This is a genomic window from Pseudoalteromonas sp. A22, from assembly GCF_018141345.1.
Classification (GTDB): domain Bacteria; phylum Pseudomonadota; class Gammaproteobacteria; order Enterobacterales; family Alteromonadaceae; genus Pseudoalteromonas; species Pseudoalteromonas maricaloris.
Map to the genome: position 1 here is coordinate 3,226,320 of NZ_CP047238.1, position 16,541 is coordinate 3,242,860.

The 16,541-nt window shown below is 44.1% G+C and carries 13 protein-coding genes; 4 read left to right on the forward strand and 9 right to left on the reverse strand.

Annotated features, from left to right (window positions below; genetic code table 11):
- Entirely contained in the window at positions 1 to 1,995 is a 1,995-nt protein-coding gene (tkt, locus tag GSF04_RS19395) for a transketolase (RefSeq protein ID WP_039493906.1), read from the reverse strand.
- Positions 1,996 to 2,255: 260 nt separating this feature from the next.
- Here tkt and metK point away from each other — a divergent pair, with 260 nt between their 5' ends.
- The gene (gene metK / locus GSF04_RS19400; protein ID WP_045962687.1) at positions 2,256 to 3,407 is read left to right on the forward strand and encodes a methionine adenosyltransferase; all 1,152 of its coding nucleotides are present in this window, start codon (positions 2,256 to 2,258) and stop codon (positions 3,405 to 3,407) included.
- Between the two features lie 62 nt (positions 3,408 to 3,469).
- Here metK and GSF04_RS19405 read toward each other — a convergent pair whose 3' ends face one another.
- Together GSF04_RS19405 and GSF04_RS19410 are read right to left on the reverse strand one after the other, a co-directional pair.
- Entirely contained in the window at positions 3,470 to 4,315 is an 846-nt protein-coding gene (locus GSF04_RS19405) for an HDOD domain-containing protein (protein WP_039493910.1), read from the reverse strand.
- Between the two features lie 110 nt (positions 4,316 to 4,425).
- Positions 4,426 to 5,946: a CYTH domain-containing protein gene (locus GSF04_RS19410; RefSeq protein WP_211858464.1), complete on the reverse strand. Its 1,521-nt coding sequence runs from the start codon at positions 5,944 to 5,946 to the stop codon at positions 4,426 to 4,428.
- A 298-nt stretch (positions 5,947 to 6,244) separates the two neighbouring features.
- Here GSF04_RS19410 and GSF04_RS19415 point away from each other — a divergent pair, with 298 nt between their 5' ends.
- Positions 6,245 to 6,856: a TIGR04211 family SH3 domain-containing protein gene (locus tag GSF04_RS19415; RefSeq protein ID WP_223193672.1), complete on the forward strand. Its 612-nt coding sequence runs from the start codon at positions 6,245 to 6,247 to the stop codon at positions 6,854 to 6,856.
- 149 nt (positions 6,857 to 7,005) lie between these two features.
- Here the strand turns inward: GSF04_RS19415 and GSF04_RS19420 are convergent, their stop codons facing one another.
- From GSF04_RS19420 to GSF04_RS19430, 3 genes are all read right to left on the reverse strand, one after another.
- Positions 7,006 to 7,668 (reverse strand): outer membrane beta-barrel protein, encoded by a 663-nt coding sequence (locus GSF04_RS19420; protein WP_211858465.1) that lies wholly within the window; start codon positions 7,666 to 7,668, stop codon positions 7,006 to 7,008.
- Positions 7,669 to 7,869: 201 nt separating this feature from the next.
- Positions 7,870 to 9,300 carry an alanine/glycine:cation symporter family protein gene (locus tag GSF04_RS19425; RefSeq protein WP_211858469.1) on the reverse strand — a complete coding sequence of 477 codons (1,431 nt, stop codon included), beginning with the start codon at positions 9,298 to 9,300 and terminating at the stop codon, positions 7,870 to 7,872.
- A gap of 82 nt (positions 9,301 to 9,382) precedes the next feature.
- The gene (locus GSF04_RS19430) at positions 9,383 to 10,294 is read right to left on the reverse strand and encodes an arginine deiminase-related protein (protein ID WP_211858471.1); all 912 of its coding nucleotides are present in this window, start codon (positions 10,292 to 10,294) and stop codon (positions 9,383 to 9,385) included.
- A 164-nt stretch (positions 10,295 to 10,458) separates the two neighbouring features.
- On the opposite strand from GSF04_RS19430, the gene GSF04_RS19435 reads away from it, so the two are divergent.
- Positions 10,459 to 10,890, forward strand: a complete 432-nt coding sequence (locus GSF04_RS19435) for an Lrp/AsnC family transcriptional regulator (RefSeq protein WP_211858473.1) — start codon at positions 10,459 to 10,461, stop codon at positions 10,888 to 10,890.
- Between the two features lie 78 nt (positions 10,891 to 10,968).
- Here the strand turns inward: GSF04_RS19435 and GSF04_RS19440 are convergent, their stop codons facing one another.
- Positions 10,969 to 12,084 carry a mechanosensitive ion channel family protein gene (locus GSF04_RS19440; RefSeq protein WP_211858475.1) on the reverse strand — a complete coding sequence of 372 codons (1,116 nt, stop codon included), beginning with the start codon at positions 12,082 to 12,084 and terminating at the stop codon, positions 10,969 to 10,971.
- Between the two features lie 134 nt (positions 12,085 to 12,218).
- On the opposite strand from GSF04_RS19440, the gene GSF04_RS19445 reads away from it, so the two are divergent.
- Complete coding sequence (locus tag GSF04_RS19445) at positions 12,219 to 13,184, forward strand: YihY/virulence factor BrkB family protein (protein ID WP_211858477.1); 966 nt, start codon at positions 12,219 to 12,221, stop codon at positions 13,182 to 13,184.
- Between the two features lie 68 nt (positions 13,185 to 13,252).
- On the opposite strand, the gene GSF04_RS19450 is transcribed toward GSF04_RS19445, so the two are convergent.
- Positions 13,253 to 14,785, reverse strand: a complete 1,533-nt coding sequence (locus GSF04_RS19450; protein ID WP_211858479.1) for a leucyl aminopeptidase family protein — start codon at positions 14,783 to 14,785, stop codon at positions 13,253 to 13,255.
- 69 nt (positions 14,786 to 14,854) lie between these two features.
- Positions 14,855 to 16,540 (reverse strand): carbon starvation protein A, encoded by a 1,686-nt coding sequence (locus tag GSF04_RS19455; protein WP_211858484.1) that lies wholly within the window; start codon positions 16,538 to 16,540, stop codon positions 14,855 to 14,857.
- Between the last annotated feature and the right edge of the window lies 1 nt (position 16,541).

Sequence of the window (16,541 nt, forward strand, 5' to 3'; positions counted from 1 at the left end):
TTATGCAAACAATGCGTTTGCCTTCTCAACGATATTTTCTACCGTAAAGCCGAATAGCTTGAATAGCTCATCAGCAGGTGCTGACTCACCAAACGTTGTCATACCAACGATAGCACCATTTAGGCCTACATATTTGTACCAGAAGTCCTCAATACCCGCTTCGATAGCGACGCGACGCGTTACTGAGCTTGGTAGTACGCTTTCTTTGTATGCTGCAGATTGCGCATCAAAAATGTCCGTTGAAGGCATAGACACAACACGCACCTTTTTACCTTCTGCACGAAGCTTATCCGCAGACTCAACCGCAAGTTGCACTTCAGAACCGGTTGCAATAAGGATGATTTCAGGTTCACCATCACAAGATAGTACATAACCACCTTGCTTAATCGCTGCAACTTGCTCAGCTGTACGTGGCTGCTGTGCAAGACCTTGACGGGTAAATACAAGTGCAGATGGACCATCAGCGCGTTCAACCGCTTGCTGCCAAGCAACTGCTGACTCAACTTGGTCACATGGACGCCAGCTCGCAAGGTTTGGCGTAGTGCGTAAGTTCGCCATTTGTTCTACAGGTTGGTGTGTTGGACCATCTTCACCAAGACCGATTGAATCATGAGTATACACAAAGATACTTCTTTGCTTCATCAATGCAGCCATACGTACGGCATTACGCGCGTATTCCATAAACATCAGGAATGTCGCACCGTAAGGGATAAAGCCTCTGTGCAGTGCAATACCATTCATGATGGCAGACATACCAAATTCACGCACACCGTAGAAAATGTAGTTACCCGCAGCATCTTCTGCCGTTAAGCCTTTAGATTGATCCCAAAGTGTTAAGTTAGAACCCGCAAGGTCAGCAGAGCCACCCATAAACTCAGGTAGAATTGGGCCATAGGCATTCAATGCATTTTGTGATGCTTTACGAGTTGCTGGGTTTGCAGGATTCGCTTGAAGCTCTGCGATATAGGTTTCTGTTTTCTCAGACCAGTCTGCTGGAAGCTCGCCTTTCATGCGACGCTCAAATTCAGCAGCAAGCTCAGGATAATGCATTTGGTATTCAGTAAACTTAATCAACCAGTCACTTTGTTGATTTTGACCACGTGCTGTTGCGTCCCATTTCGCGTACACATCTTCTGGTATTTCAAATGCACCGTGCTCCCAACCAAGGAATTCACGTGCCGCTTTGATTTCATCATCACCTAGCGGTGCACCGTGACAATCATGGCTACCAGACTTGTTTGGTGAACCATAACCGATAACCGTTTTACAACAGATAAGGGTTGGTTTGTCAGACTCTGCTTGCGCCGCTTCGATTGCCGCTTTAATCGCATCGCTATCGTGGCCATCAACACCGGCAATAACATGCCAGCCATAAGACTCAAAACGTTTTGGGGTATCGTCGCTAAACCAGCCTTCAACTTCACCGTCGATTGAAATACCGTTGTCATCCCAAAATGCAATCAGTTTGCCAAGACCAAGGGTACCCGCAAGTGAACAAGCTTCGTGTGAGATACCTTCCATCAAACAGCCATCACCTAAAAATGCATAGGTATAGTGATTAACGATGTCGTAATCTTCACGGTTAAACTGTGCAGCCAATGCTTTTTCAGCAATCGCCATACCTACCGCATTGGTAATACCCTGACCTAATGGGCCTGTAGTCGTTTCAATACCTGGCGCATAACCATATTCTGGGTGGCCTGGTGTTTTGGAGTGTAGCTGACGGAAATTTTTGATGTCGTCAATTGATAAGTCATAACCCGACAAATGCAACAATGAATAAATTAACATCGAGCCGTGACCGTTTGATAATACGAAGCGATCTCTGTCGAACCACTCAGGATTACTTGGGTTGTGCTTTAAAAAATCGCGCCAAAGTACTTCTGCGATGTCCGCCATGCCCATAGGGGCTCCTGGGTGGCCAGACTTGGCCTTTTGTACAGCGTCCATGGAAAGAACGCGAATTGCATTAGCAAGTTCTTTGCGAGATGGCATGAATTCTCCTACCTTTAAATGTGTTTCGCGGGGGTTTGAGCCCATTCTTACTTATTTATATGGCTAACTGCAACGGCAAAGGCCATAAAAAAACGGGTACAGACGGACTTTTTCCGACCATTAAAAAAGTTTGCACAATTTTGGACGTCTAGGCGTAAAATAACTAGTCAATGCCTAGGTTTTTTGGTTAGAATACGCTCCTTAATTTTTCGCGCTGTCCCTGATGTTTGTGAAGCGCAATATTTGTGAGCATAAATACAATGGCTAAACATTTATTTACTTCTGAATCTGTTTCTGAAGGCCATCCAGATAAAATTGCTGATCAGATCTCTGATGCGGTTCTAGATGCCATCCTTGAGCAAGATCCAAAAGCACGTGTTGCGTGTGAAACTTACGTTAAAACCGGTATGGTTATGGTTGGTGGTGAAATCACAACTAGCGCTTGGGTTGATATCGAGGAATTAACTCGTAAGACCGTGCGTGAAATTGGTTACACACACTCTGACATGGGCTTTGACGCTGATTCATGTGCAATCCTTAACACCATTGGTAAGCAATCACCTGATATTAACCAAGGTGTTGACCGTACTCGTCCAGAAGAGCAGGGTGCTGGTGACCAAGGCCTAATGTTTGGTTACGCGTGTAACGAAACTGACGTACTTATGCCTGCGCCTATCACATACTCACACCGTTTAGTTCAGCGCCAAGCGCAAGTTCGTAAAGACGGCACGCTACCTTGGTTACGTCCAGACGCTAAGTCTCAGGTAACATTCGCGTACGAAAACGGTAAAGCAGTAGGTATCGACGCAGTCGTATTATCTACACAGCACTGTGATTCTGTATCACAAGCTGACCTTGTAGAAGCTGTGATGGAAACTATCATCAAGCCTACATTACCTGCAGAGCTTATCACTGAAGCAACTAAGTTCTTCATCAACCCAACTGGCCGTTTCGTTATCGGTGGTCCTATGGGTGACTGTGGTCTAACTGGTCGTAAAATCATCGTAGATACATACGGCGGTATGGCTCGTCACGGTGGTGGTGCATTCTCTGGTAAAGATCCATCAAAAGTTGACCGTTCTGCAGCTTACGCAGCGCGTTACGTTGCAAAGAACATTGTTGCCGCTGGCCTTGCTGACAAGTGTGAGATCCAAGTGTCTTACGCAATCGGTGTTGCTGAACCTACTTCTATCAGTGTAGAAACTTTCGGTACAGCCAAGCTTGATGAGTCGCGTTTAATCGAACTTATCCGCGCGCACTTCGACTTACGTCCTTACGGTCTAATCACTATGCTAGACCTTGAGCGTCCAATTTATCAGCCTACTGCTGCTTACGGCCACTTTGGTCGTGAAGAGTTCCCTTGGGAAGCAACAGATAAAGCTGACGCACTACGTGCAGCTGCAGGCCTATAACCCCTGCTGCAAAAAGTAAAAAAGGCGCCAAGTGCGCCTTTTTTAATGCCCATAGATAACCCCTACCCGATAAATACCTCGTCGACATCATCTTTTAAGTTTTGATACTCATCATCATGAAGATTAAGCTCAATCATCACCTTGTCTTTAAATAAATACCAATCCGCTGCGCTTCTAAAATGTTTTGCTTCGAAACAGAGGTTTTCAGCCAGTTTAAGTGCCGCAAAGGTTTGCACATGTTGTGCATTTTTTTGCTCTTCAAGATAGCTAACGTCATGGTGGCGCAAAATCATCTGGCATATTTCTTTGGGTAAGTGCCAAGACGTCGCAAGAAAGTAACCTATCACAGTGTGAGGCACTGGATACTTTTGCTGCTCGTAGTAAATCAATGTTTGCTCAGGCCGCTCTATAGACTGTTTTATTACTTCAGCGTAGTCTGGATATTTTACGGCCATTGCTGGGATCCCGGCATCGTGAAAGAGTCCGAGCAGCTGCAAATTCTCTAGGGGTAATGATGCTTTTAAATGATGTCCAACCACCATTGCTGCTTTTGAGATATCCGCAGCATTATCCCAAAACTGCTGCAGTGAAATACAGCACTTTGACTGCTCAAACGCATTTTTAAGCAAATACCCAGTCACTAGCTGCGTAATACAGGTAACGCCCAAAAACATCACAGCTTGTTTTATATCTGTGATTGTACGGGCAAGACCATAAGCCGGTGAATTAATTACCTTTAATACCGCAGCTGATGCACCAACATCTGCCGCAATAATATCCGCCACGGTAAATAATTCAGGCTCCGGTTGTGATAGTTCATTTTGTAAGGCTTGTAATATTTCAGGCTTAGCAGGTAAGTTAAATCCGCCGCGCAAATCATTCAGCACTTTATCGTCTATATCGATCATTGGGCTACCTCAGAATTGATACACCCAAGTTTAGTTCATCGCCTGATATTTGCAGTATTGATTGTAATGAAGTGGTACAAAAAAGCGGGATAAAACCCCGCTTAATCTGGTTAGAACCAATATGGTTCGCTATGCATGGAAGATTGTCGACTTTGCTCCATAGCACTTATCAAAAAGTCTGATTTTTGCTTAAGCCATGCCTGCACTTCTTGCAGTTCGTCTGCGTTTTGGCTTTGGCAAAGCTGATATAAATACGCCAGTGTTTCTAGCTCATAAATACCATAAACGATATCAATCCAAGGCGTTCTAAACGCTTTGCGCGCTTCTTTATCGTAAAGCTTGCCCAGACAGTTACCGCTTAGTAGCGTATTTTCTAGCTTTATTCTGACGTGTAAATAATCTTTTTCAGAAAGCGATTTATCCTGTGGAAGCAAGTTTTTCAACTCTTGCCAGTCTTTATCAAATAATTGGCTTGCGATTTCTGTGACCGGTAGCTCTGCTGCACTCAGCGCTTTTTGATCCCAGTTTTTACGCCACGCTCTATCAACCAGCCAGCGAGTAAGTGAGAGGATCAAACGGTTATAGCGGGTACAATGAAATAAATCTTCAATGTCCGTCGGTGTCGGCTGAACATCTTGCAAATCGGTAATGACCTGCGCCAATTCAGGAAACTGATTAAGTTTCTTATGATAAGCATGGCGCTTTGAGGTATAGGTTTTCAAATGAATTGCATTTTCGACCCAAGCAAGTTCTGACAACAACCATTTTAACTCATTGCGAATACTCTCAGTCGAGCTTTTATCAACGATATCATCGAACAACCAAAACGCGTGACGGATAAGCGAAACTCCGTCAATAACTCGTTTTAATGTCTTGAGACTTGGTTTATTAAAATAACATTGCTCGTGCTTCTGGACGAACTGAATACCATAACTGACTGTCGCAATTAGCGCTTGTTCTTGCGTTACCTGAGATTTGAGCGGTACAAACCCTATAAACTTATTTGGTTTTAGAGGTTTATCATCGGCAATTCGATATCCTCTGGCGGCCTTTGAGTATAGTCCCAAACGCATACCAGCTTGTTTAATTAGGTGATCGGCTAATAAGAAAAGATCTTCTTTGCTTCCCTCAATCAGCTCTATTTCAAGCTCATTGATTGGCTCCATCTTCCCTTGGGCTGCTATTTCCCCTTTATCCAACACGACTTCGATTTTGGTTCCCGAATCCGTTTCGATTAACCAAGTACGACGAATGAAATTCGTACTGAAGATCGGGAATATGTTTTCTGCGATAGACTCAAGTTGCATGCCGTGAGGCCAAATATTCGCGTCAAACGCTAACAAGTCAGGACGTCCTGACTGAATAGGTAAATTGTACTCAGGTCGTTGATGTAACCCTCCTACAACTTCTCCCGCAAGCTTAATCGTTTGCTCGCATTCATCATTGCAACAACGCGTTCTTAGGCCGATATCTAGCGCACGCAATTCACGATTTGGCGTGTCAAAGTAGGCGTTAGTTAAGTTTTTAGCAGGCTTGTTAGTGACCGTTTTTGCAAACTGTGTGATGAGTGCAGGGATCAGCGGAACTTCATTATCTGAAACCAAAAATTTCAGTTCTATTTCAGTGTCCATTAGGGCAGTGTTTTACCTATTTGTCTAAGGGAGGATCAAAATATACAAAGGAGGCTAAGTTTGCAATCTTTTTATCCGATGAGAAGTGCACCAAATATGCGCTAAATCAATAGATAGTCAGGCTAATTTCGCTGAACATCTACGGATCAATAACATCGAATCATTGCGTTAAATGCTGCAATTTTCATTATGTAATCAATTATTTCGCGCCATTCAAAATAAACAAAGCCTTGCTATTAGGCCGCGAAATCCCTACTATTTTGTAAACTTTACGACCCAAAGAATAAAAGGCCCACGCATGTTCAACTTTAAGCAATTTATCATTGCGAGCCTGCTCTTCACCAGCTTTGTAAGCTTTGCCGAAGAGCCAGACGAAAATAGCACAGTAAACGCGGCAACACCAAACGGCTATATTAGTGACAATCTTTTTATTTTCATGCACACAGGTCCAAGTAAAAATTATCGAATTTTAGGCTCTGTTGATGCTGGTACGCCAATCACTATTTTGAGTGGCGCTAATGACGAGTTTGTCCAAATTAAAGACGACAAAGCAAGAGAAGGTTGGGTAGAAAGTAAATTTGTCACCACGGAGCCAGGTTTAAAGCAACAATTAGAAACGGTTAACCAAACCTTGGTGGAAACCCAAGAGGCGCTGAACGATGCCCAGCAGCAGCTTCCAATGCTGCAGCAAAACAATACCAATTTACTAGCTGAAAATGCTTCACTTCAAGACACTATTTCAGGGCTTGAAAAGCAGCTACAAGATGAACGTTTAGCACAACAGCAAAAAGTCCAAAAAGAACAACACCAGTTGCTCACTTACGGTGGCATCATTGGGATCAGTGGCATTATTATCGGTGTGATCCTGACGCTATTTTTATCTCGTAGAAAGCGTTACGACGGCTGGTAATTAGTTATCTACCTATTGAGTTTAGATAACTTCGTCACTGACGGTTCATCTAAACTCTATTGTCAAAATTGATGGGGTGACTTGCTCAATTCGCCCCATTCTAAATAAAGTCTTGAAAATAACCTTTCTCTACTCCGAATACCAGCGTATTAAAAAGCCCAACCAAGTAACACGGATACATCGTGTAGATTATGTTCATATTGAACTATGCCTGTGTAGTCATATTCTTTTGATTCTTTAATATTCAAAAGAGAGTATTCCAAACCAACATAAAGATTATCTGTTAGCCGATACTCAACACCTACCGAGGTATAAATATCATTACCGCTATCACCTGAGCTAATGTTGTCTGTCGGAACCAATTGCGCAGGGATCACATCTTTGTATTGCCAATGTGCCATTCCAACTCTTATATTTGCATTAATATTGTTAGACACCTCAATCTCTCCCTTAATCCCCAACCTCAGAGAGTCAATATCAATAGGAAGCCTGACTTTATATGAGTAGTCATATGGGTGTTGGTAGCTTCCGGGGAGTGTATTAGAAACGTAAACGGAATATTCAGCTAGCGACTCTCCATGAGAGTGCTGCGCGATTTCAAGTGCTAAATGGTCTGTAAGCCCGACACCGAGCCTCAGCCCCCATGAATCAGAATTAGCGGATGACACACGCTTATATCCTAAATCAGAATATTGTTCGGCATAAAATTCATTATTGGCTTTACCAAAAAGTACTTCTGAAAATATGGCAATATCAGCCTTCGCGTACATAGGCAACGATAGTACCGCCAGTCCAAATAATTGTTTTTTCATTATCACATCAGTGTTTAAAGATTAAAGAGGAAGCAATATTTAGTTTGAAATATTGAAGTAAAAAGCGGGCGGAAGTATACACAGAATATAAAAAATTTAAACAAGGTGTATGATTGAAAGTTTGGCGATACTTTTTAACTTAAAAAGTTAATGAATAAAGGCCGGAAAAATTCGGCCTTTATTTATTCCATCTAAAACATATTAGGCTGAATTCTTCGCATTAATATTACCCCAAATGCCAGACTCCGTAACTCCTTGCACTTTGACTTTATCGACTTCGAATACAGGTTCTTTCCCTTTTGCTCTTTGCTGATGATAATCAGCCGTAACCGCCAGGATAGTGGGAGTAAGACGCACGATGGCAATAACATTCACCACCGTCATTAAACCCAATGCGATGTCTGCAAGATCCCATACCTGTTTTAGCGTTGCCGAAGCGCCCCACAACATCATAGATAAGTAGCATGCAGTATAAATTGAACGGCCAACTTTATTATCCAGATGGAATAAGTGTAAATTACTTTCAGCATAGGCGTAATTAGCCACAACAGAGGTGAAAGCAAACAAAGTGATCGCCGCCGCGACAAAGTACACGCCCCCAGTTGCTAAATGCGCGGTCATCGCAGATTGCGTTAGCCGTATGCCTTCCATCTCTCTGCCAATATCTATATCTGCCAATAAAATGATCACGGCCGTACAACTACACAACACTATGGTATCAAAGAATACGCCTAGCATTTGGATATAACCTTGGGTTACGGGGTGATTAGGAATTGGCGACGCACTGGCCGATGCGTGCGGCACACTACCCGCTCCGGCCTCGTTAGAATAGAGCCCGCGCTGAATACCATTTTTGATAGCTGCGCCAAGTGCGCCAGCGCCCGCTTCTTGCAAGCCAAAAGCTGAAAGCAAAATATCTTTGATCATGGCAGGGACTTGCGAGTAATTCATCACGGTAATAGTAATGGCCGCAAGGACAAAGACTAATCCCATTACTGGCACTACCTTTTCAGCAAATCGTGCAATCGCTTTGAAGCCACCAAGAATAATAGAGCCAGCGAGGACTGTGATCACAATACCTGAATATAAGGTTGGAATATCAAACGCATTGTTGAGCGCATCGGTGATGGTATTGGTTTGCATCGCGCTAAAGGTAAATCCATATCCCAAAAACAAGCAAAAGGCGAAGCATACTGCAAACGCCCGACTTCCCAACCCCATGTGAATATAATAAGCAGGACCACCTCTAAACTCACCTTGGCTATCACGCACTTTATAGACTTGCCCAAGTACACTTTCTGCAAAGCCTGTTGCCATCCCCAAAATGGCTATCATCCACATCCAAAATATCGCACCACTGCCACCAAGAGAAATTGCAACCGCAACACCTGCTAGGTTACCGGTTCCAACTCGAGCTGATAACCCCGTGCATAACGCTTGAAATGAACTGATTGTATTGTCATCACCCTGACTGCTACCTCGTAACAGACTAAACATGTGGCGAAACTTTACAACTTGTATCCCTCGCAAAAGAATAGTGAACCAAAACCCTGCAAATAGCAGGATATAAATAAGTATCTGACCTTCTCCCCATAAGAGCCCATTGATACTCTTAACTGCACTTTCAAACATAGGCGGTTCCTGTTTTATTATTATTTGCCGTTTATCTAGGGCCTGTTGACCTTCTTGAAGGATAAACAGGCCCTAGTATTATTTAACGGTTGTTTAAATGAACTCCAGCAATCATACAACGCACCGAGCCACCTGCGGCTTCAATTGTCGGTATATCGATAGCAACTAGCTTAGCTGACTTTTCAATGACAGTAATTTGCTCAGGCAACAACGCCTGATAAGCCGTTGTGGAAAGCGCAAGTATGCGTCCCATACTGCCTTGTAGCTCAATCGCGTTGCCGCAAAAGTGTTGGATCTGCTGATAAGATAGCGCAATCAGGGTATGGCCGCTTTGCGTAAAACGATTAATAAGCTGTGCCCGCTGATATTCTGGCACCATATCTAGGCATATCATGGCGAAATCAGTGGCGACACACATTAAGACATTGGTGTGATAAACAGGCACTTCATTCTTATCATAGGCATTAAATATCTCCGCCTGTAGTCCCAACTGCTCGCAAACTTGATTAACTAACACGGCGTTAGTGCGCTTGGATTCTACCGCATAGGCCACTTTTTCTTTATGATCGATAACCATAGAGCCGGTGCCTTCAAGGAATATTTCTTCTGCGGTTAGATGACTATAATCATTGATGTTTGTCACCTGATAGTGAGCACTCAAAAAATCGATAATATCGCGACGGATCTCCAATCGTCGATTCAAGGCGTACATAGGATAAATCGTTAACTGACCATCGCTATGCGTCGAGAACCAGTTATTTGGAAAGACCGAGTCTGGCGTGTCTGTGGAGGTATCTTCAAATAAGTGCACTTTCACGCCCGCCAACTCTAACGCTTGCACGGCGTTGCTGACCTCAACATAGGCTCTGTTGTTAGGGTTGTTTTCACTGCAAGCTTGCTGAAACGCATTATCTTGCATGGTTTGCGGATTCGAAGTGAAATGGTGTGGGCGGATCATCACCACAGCTCTTGGTGCTTGGAATATCGTTGTCATACTGCACTCATCATTTGGGCGTTGTCATACTCAATATCAGTGTAACCACACCATAAGACAATTTAAATGCCAAAATCTTATACAATTCGTGCAATTTTCTATCACTTTGCTAAGTTAAATTATACAAATAGACTAATACAACAAAAAAACCACAAAGCTGTACTATGACTCCTTATCTATATGATGCGCTTGATAAAGCCTTGATTGCTGAATTGCGCAAAGATGGCCGAGCAGCCATTTCAACCTTAGCCACGACGCTCGATGTGTCTCGTGGCACCGTACAAAACCGTTTAGATAGACTCATTTCCAGTGGTGCAATTCAAGGCTTTACTGTACGGGTTCATGAACATATCGAGTCCGAGCTTGTGCGCGCTATCATGATGATAGAAGTGATTGGTAAATCCACCACGCAAGTGATTAATGCACTGCGAGGGATCCCCGAATTAAGTAAAATTCATACCACGAACGGGGCATGGGATTTAATCGCTGAAATACAAGCCGCTAACCTCAGTGAATTCGATGGTGTACTGAGACAAGTTCGAGAGATTGATGGCATTTTAAATAGTGAAACCAGTATTTTGCTATCGAGTACGTAAGGCTCGATAGCGTTTAGATTAGGGTAAGTGAATCGATTGTCCAAAATAAACTAAAGCTCAACAGGCCCTAATTTACCGCTAAATAATATTGTCCCCTTCTTCTGGGCTTCGAGCACGTTCGGCTTGTTCTCTGATCTCATCCACATCGCTACTCACATCGTCAATATCCGCATCTACTGCACTTGTAGTCGTTTTATTCTTTTGTTTCACAGGCGCTCCACTACTGCTACTCGAATTACTAGTCGCTTCTTTAGTTGCTCCTTGCGTTTCACTATTTGCAGCTATGATTATCCGCTCTCTGGCATCGTCAGGCATACTTATGCCGTGTTCTGTAAAGCAATTAACGGTTTCTCGCATGAGTTGAGACGCCACTTTTATCGGGCTATGTTGTTCGCTATTAACCCAAAAATAAATGGTAAGATTGATAGTCGCAGAGCCTAAGGCTTCAAGTAGAACCTGAGGTGGCGGGTCGTTTAAAACCGCGCTTTGTTCTTTAAGTAAGTCAATTGCAATTTGCTGCGTCAGGCGAATATCGTTGTCATAACCAATACCAATCTTAAAGTGTCCACGCGTTTTGGGATTGGCAGTAAAGTTTTTAATTACATTCTTGTAGACGGTAGCATTGGGTATTTGAATGTGATTGCCATCATAATCAACTAAGGTTGTTGCGCGGGCGGTGACCTTTTTAACGATCCCCAAACGGTTATCCACTTCAATAACGTCATCAATTCTAAACGGGCGTTGGACACTAAGTAACATACTCGAAATAAAGTTCTCGGCGATATCACGAAACGCAAACCCAAGAATAAGACCGACAAGCCCAGTGCCACTCATTACTGCGACGGCAAACTCACTTAACCCAGCCAAGCGCAAAAAGATATAAATGCCAAAAAATATGACTAACACGCTGATAAAACGGCGAGTGACGAGATGCAATAATCGACTTTTACTGACATAACCTATGGGTTTAATCAAAAGATAAGAGATTGGCCGTGCTAAATAATAACAAAGCACAATAACCACAACTCCCAGCGCCAGAGCAGGTAATAATTGCCATGCGGTTTGTAAAAAGTGCACAACTTGTGTGCTTAAACTTAGCGTATCTGATGTGCTCACGGCTTCAGTCGCTTCGCGAGAAGCTGCTGTCTGAATCATATTAATAATTTGATTTTTAATAAGATTATTGATTTCCATATTGCACTCTTTGGGTTTTTATTGACAAGTTCACGAGTTAACTAGTAGCAAATATAACGCCAAACGAGATTGGCAGACCTTTTGCTGTATATCACTTTAGAACCACAGGCCCAGAATTGATTTAGGAAAGACCAATGGCAGCTCATAAACATGGCTTTAATGCTGACAGGCCAAGTGATATTCCAGCACTCGGTTGGTGGGATGTTAGTAAACGGCTATATCACAGCTTATCCCAAGATAATTTATCCCTGGTTGCCGCTGGAGTGGCATTTTATGCTCTGCTAGCAATATTTCCCGCATTAGCAGCCGTCGTTTCTATCTACGCCTATTTTTCTTCTCCTACTGAAATGGTTGATCAGCTACTGCCGCTAATTGAGCTCTTACCACCATCCAGCCAAGAAATTATGTTGCAGCAACTCAAGGCGCTCACTCAAAAATCGCAGGCGAGCCTAAGTCTAGGTGCTATTTTTACCCTCTTTTTAACAATCTGGAGTAGCAGTAAAGGCTGCCAAGCGTTGATTACAGCCTGCAACATTACGTATCATGAGCACAATAAAAGGCAGTTTTTGCAAGCGCTAGTGGTGCGCTTTTTGTTTTCTGTGGGGGCGATTTTCGTCGCGATTGTGGCACTGTCTATTATCGGAATTTTACCGATTGTGCTTAACCTCGTAGGATTTACCACAGCACTCGATTCGATTATCCAACTAATCACTTGGTCTATTTTAGCAGCGCTATTTCACTTTTCTTTGGCGTTTGTTTATCGTTATGCACCTCATCGCAGAGCCGCAAAATGGCGCTGGATAACACTCGGCTCGTTTACCGCAACCGGTTTATGGATCTTGGCGTCATTGGGATTTTCATATTATGTCACGCAGTTCGCTTCTTACAATGAAACTTATGGCTCATTAGGTGGCGTTGTCATTATGATGATGTGGTTATACTTAAGCGCATACATCATTATTTTTGGTGCCGCACTAAATGCCAGTACTGAACTACAAACGTTAAAAGATAGTACCGTAGGTCCTGAGAAAGTGAGAGGACAACGAGGCGCATTTGTGGCTGATAATTTAACGACAAGACAACGTCAAGAAAAGCAATAACGATATGTGAGCTAGGTTATTGACATAAAAAAGGAAGCAAATTTGCTTCCCTTTTAAACGATTATCTCTTAGATGCAATACCTAGCAAACAAGCTTGCAACGGTTGCAGCGGTTGGTTTGCCATGCTGCCAGTCGCCACCTTCAACGCCGCTACCTGCAATATCCATATGTACATACGGAATTGGCAATTCTGCATTACAACCATGTTTGTCTAAGCCACCAACAATTGCCAAAAATGCCATTGGGAATTGGTGACCACGAGCGGTAACCGCCGATGGAGCGTTGTTGCTCGATAGCACATCATCCGCAAGGGTGCGTGGTTTTATAAAGTCATAGTCTTCGCGTCGGCTACGCGATACTTCTGCGCAATCAGCCCATAGGTCGCCCATATCTGCAATCTTGCGAGATACTTGTGCTGCTCGTGCAGGACCATTCTCAACATAGGCACTGTAAGGACCCATGGCGCGCGCCGCATGACCTGTCAGTGTTGCAACCGTAAAGATCTCAGGGTTTTTCTCACCCAGTGCTAAGTCTTTCGCTTCACTGAGTAAATCCCCCATCGCCAAGCGACCTTCCGCATCGGTGTTACCAATACGAACGCGAACGCCTTCTCTGCTCTCAATGATTTCATCCGGCACGAAACAGTCAGAACCAATCGAGTTACGAACCACGGCAAGGTAAGCAATTACCTTAATACCTTTTGGTTGGTACTTAGCAACCGCTTCCATAAAACCAACCACTGACGCCGCACCGCCTTTATCACGGCTCATGCCCGCCATAAAACCGCCCACTTTCAAGTCTGCACCGCCAGTATCGTACACAAGACCTTTGCCAACAAAGATAAGAGTACGTTCGACGTCACCTTCTGGCTCGTATGCCATTTTTACAACACGAGGATGGTGGCGCTCAACGGCGTAAGAGGCACGCGCTACCGTGCTTAGAAGTGGATATTGCTCATCCATAATTTTACGATCAGCGATAACTTCAACGTTTACCGCTGAACCTTGAAATAGCTCGACACAGTAGTCAGCAAAACGAGGGGGTGCCATGCGCTCAGGTTCTGTACCACACAGATCGCGAGCAGCATATTGGCCTGCAGCGATTGCACTCAGTTGATCGCAGCATTGTGCTGACGCTTCAAAAACATAAATCGCTTCGATTGGTTCAATCGCTTCGCCACGGTACTCACGTGCTTCTAATGGCTGCCATAAGCCTTGGCAAGCACCTAAAAAGCTGACTGCACGCGCATTTTCGTAACGAGCATCGGCAGGCACATTTATAACAGCAAGCACAGGTTTTACCGCACCAGCCGCTTTCGCTTCTAAAATACCAGCTTTTGCCGCTTCAAAGTAACGGCGAACGTCATCGTAATCTCTGTCGAGTGGTCCGGTTGGCGCAATCACCAAACGCTTGCCAGGTACTTTGTCTGAAACAAGCAGGCTCGCCTTTTGCGCAATGCGCGCATCCACAGCTAAAAATGGTGCAGCAACTTCGTCAAGCTCTGCACTGCCAAGGTTTTGAATATCATGAGTAACAACAACGATAGCATCTGCATCGCTTTCAAATAGGGTGTTACAAGGTAATGCGATTGGAAAAGACATAAAAACGGCCCTTTTCTATATTAGAATTAGGGCCGACTATAGGTGATTTGTGGTCAAGTTCCAAGGGAACTACGATATATCACGGGCTTCATCTGGTTTCGCTTTGGTTTTGCTGATCACAGACCAAGCTTCTAACATCACCAAAATACTGACCACCAGCACGATAACGTCAAGCACAACCAACAGCCAATTGCCTTTTTGATAGTATTCACCTAGCTTGATCACTCCGGCAAAAAACGCCATCACCAGCACAAATACCATAGGGATCAGGGTGTACTTAGCGGGACGCCCTAGTTTGATAAGATATACTGAGATAACCAACAAGGTTAAGCTTGCCAAGATTTGGTTGGTTGAACCAAACAGCGGCCAAATCACCATACCACCACTACCCGATGCGCCACCAGCGCCAAAGGCGAGTAGCAAACAGCATGCAACGGCCAACAAAGTCGCGATGATACCGTTGTTCAGGAACTTGATGTTATAGATCTCGCCCCACTCTTGAATAATATAACGCTGAAGTCTAACGCCAGAATCCATAGTGGTGCCTGCAAAAAGTACAACCATAACAGCAAGTAGGGTTGATGCGATTTCGACTGGTAGTCCCCAACCTGTACTGATAAGATTTGAGCCACCGTTAATAAAGGCTGATACACTGCCTGCACCAAGATGACTATAAATTTCGTGCCACTCTTCAGGTGATACAGCAAGCATCACGCCACTCACGGCGACCAAAGTGATAAGTGCAAGTGAACCTTCACCAACAGCACCTAAGTAGCCGACAAAACGGCCGTCTTTTTCTTTGTCTAGTTGTTTTGAACTCGTTCCCGACGAAACAATACCGTGGAAACCAGATACCGCACCACAAGCGATAGTCACGAATAGCAGGGGTATGATACTTGGGGTATTTTCTACCGTTTGGGTGTTAAACGCAGGCGCGGTGATATCTGGCATCACCACAAATACTGCACCATAAAGCAGGATCAATCCCACTAACAGCTGCATGCCATTAATAAAGTCACGAGGTTGTAATAGCATCCAAACCGGTAACAATGACGCTACGGCGGCATAGATAAACAAAATGATGATCCAATTGGCTTTGTCGCTTAGACCAAACATTTCGGTTGGTAAGGTAATCGGCATACTACTGCCCATATAAATGGTCGCGTAGAGCACAATAACCCCGATAATACAGAGTGGTACTAGCGGCACTTTTCGTTTCAGCAATTGGCCGATGATAAGCGCCACGACGATAGCAGACCAAGCGGGGAATACCGCATTTGGGTTACCCACGAAGGAGTTTGCGATCACCACGCCAAACACGGCATTTACCATGAGCAGTACAAGGAAGACCACAATCATAAACAATGAACGCGTGCGCTTGCCAATCACGCTTTCAGACAACGCGCCCATCGACTTGCCTTTATGGCGAGCACTTGCCCACAGCGCGCCCATATCATGGACACCCGCAAAGAATATGGTACCGAATACAACCCAAAGCACTGCTGGCACCCAACCCCAATAAACAGCGATAGCTGGACCTACGATTGGCGCTGCGCCTGCGACTGAAGTAAAGTGATGTCCCCACAATACCACTTTGTTAGTGGGAACATAGTCCACGCCATCCTCAAGCTCATGAGCCGGCGTGACAAAATTGTCATCCATTTTAAATATTTTTTCAGCAATAAATTTGGAATAGACAAACCATCCAAATAACATCCCTATGATGCCGAAGAGTACGATCATTATGGATTGCATA